Genomic DNA, 1,980 nt, shown 5'->3' with positions numbered 1-1,980 from the left:
GGCGCGGCATCGGTGTCGCTGCCGAACAGCACGAGGTCATTGCCTGCTTCGCTGATGCCGAAGGCGTAGATCTCCCCGGCCACCGCGCCCTCGAGCACATGGTCGAGGTCATGGATGCCGCGATCGCGCAGCACCTTGGCGACGCCGGTCCACACCAGATGCATGTTGACCGCGAGCGCGGTGGCGGGCGCGGCGCCCGCGAGCCGCTGCTGCAGCAGCGAGACGTCGGCGAGACTCAGGCCCCCGCCGCCCAGCTCGGCCGGGGCGAGCACGGCCAGGTAGCCGGCGGCGGCGAGGTCGGCGAGGTCGTCGTGGGGGAAGGTGTTGTCGCTGTCGTGCCCCGCAGCGCGCGCGCGGATGCGCTCGATCAGGTCGTCCGGCAACAGGCTCGCGGGATCGAAAGCGGTCATGAGAGTGCCTCCCTGAGATGGCGGAGCGTGTCTGCGGGCTTATCGCGGTGCGGCGAGTGCCCGGCGCCGGTGACGACCGACATGGTGACCTGCGGATTGGCGAGCACGTCGTCGACCACGGCGCCCGTGAAGATCGAGTACACCGCGGGGTCGCTGGCGATGACGTGGGTGGGCACGCTCAACCGCGCCGCGTCCTCGCGCACGTCCCACACGGCGTTCTGCTCGCTCGTCTGCTCCGCCGCCCAGCGGCTCGCCTGTCGGGCCGCGAGGGCCTTGAGCTCGATGTCGTTCGGATGCCAGGTCGGGTGCTCCGCGCGCACGGCCGCCTCGGACGGGTCGGCGAAGGCGCGGGTCTGGCTGTTGCGCACGATGGCGCGGTCGTGGCCGGCGAGCAGGATGCCGGGATCGATGAGGATCAGCCGGCGGGTCCACTCCGGGTGCGCGGCCGCGGCGACGGTGGCGGCGGCCCCGCCGAGGGAGTGGCCGACGACGAGGTCCCACGGGGCGGCGCCGGGGCCCTCCGGCTCGGTGGCGGCGACGTCGGCGGCGTACGCCGCGATCGTGTAGTCCAGCGCCCGGGGCGCCACCCCGTGGCCGCGCAGGTCCACCGCGGTCGCGTGCCAGCCGGCATCCGCCAAGGCCGTGCCGTACAGCCACATGAGGGGCCCGTTGGAGCCCAGACCGTGCACCAGCAGGGCGCGGCGCGGCGACGAGGGCTCACCCCAGGCGTACCGGGGCAGGGTGACGGGTGAGGGCATGCCCCCAGCCTAGGTCTGGAGGGGGTGCGCAGACCGGTCCGCGCCCCGCCGCCCCGGGGGCGCTGTGGCGGGGGATGATGGTGAAGTGATCTCCACCGACCTGGCCCGGGAACTGCGCGCCGCCGGCCTCAGCTGGCGGCCGCGTTCGGGTGACCGCTTCCAGCTGGACGAGCCAGAGTTCGAGGCCGACGTCTTCACCGTCAGCGACATGACGATCGAGGCGCGCAGCTATCCGACCGGCACGCTGCTGGCGTTCAACGGCACCACGGAGTGGGCGCTGGACTCCGTCGCCCTGGGCGATGCGCTGTGGCTGCCTTCCGAGGCGCAGCTGCGCGAGATGCTGCGGGGCGCGTTCCGCTCGCTCGTGCGGCTTCCCGACATCTACGAGGTGGAGATCGAAGTCGATGGCGCGCGCCACCGGTTCCGGCATCCGGAGCCCGCCGACGCGTACGCGCAGGCTGTGCTGTTCCTGCTGGCTCGCATCGCCGCGTAAGGTGTCGCCGTCGCCGCGTCAGGTGACGAGGGGAACCGGCTCGGTGTCGGGGATGGGGCTGGCGTCGCGGCCGCGCAGGTCGGGGAAGCCGCGCACGAACACGATCGAGACGAGCACGCCGGCCACGGCGAACAGGGCGCCGGCGACGAACGCGCCCTGCGGTCCCACGCCGTCGATGAGGAACCCGGCGGTCGCCGACCCCGCGGCCGAGCCGATCAGCTGACCGGTGCCGACCCAGCCGAAGGCCTCGGCGGTGTCGCTGAACTTCACACTCGCCGTCGTCATGGCGAACATCACCGCGAGGGCGGGCGCGACGCCC

The 1,980-nt window shown here is 73.3% G+C and carries 4 protein-coding genes; 1 reads left to right on the top strand and 3 read right to left on the bottom strand.

Translation table 11 applies throughout. From position 1 onward, the window contains the following. Nucleotides 1–410: acyl-CoA dehydrogenase family protein (locus NQ160_RS21450; RefSeq protein ID WP_257517093.1), on the bottom strand; the 410-nt coding region annotated here is incomplete at its 3' end. After that, on the bottom strand, nt 407–1,168 hold the full coding sequence (locus tag NQ160_RS21445; RefSeq protein ID WP_257517092.1) for an alpha/beta fold hydrolase: 762 nt from the start codon (nt 1,166–1,168) through the stop codon (nt 407–409). The genes NQ160_RS21445 and NQ160_RS21450, both read right to left, overlap by 4 nt. An 85-nt stretch (nt 1,169–1,253) precedes the next feature. Between NQ160_RS21445 and NQ160_RS21440 the strand changes: the two genes are divergently transcribed. Next, nucleotides 1,254–1,661 (top strand): pilus assembly protein CpaE, encoded by a 408-nt coding sequence (locus NQ160_RS21440; protein ID WP_257517091.1) that lies wholly within the window; start codon nt 1,254–1,256, stop codon nt 1,659–1,661. 18 nt (nt 1,662–1,679) lie between these two features. Here NQ160_RS21440 and NQ160_RS21435 read toward each other — a convergent pair. After that, nucleotides 1,680–1,980: MFS transporter (locus NQ160_RS21435; protein ID WP_374113697.1), on the bottom strand; the 301-nt coding region annotated here is incomplete at its 5' end.

Source organism: Microbacterium sp. zg.Y909 (genome assembly GCF_024626565.1).
Note: the sequence above shows the minus strand (reverse complement) of the source record. Positions and strands in the feature narration are given on the sequence as shown.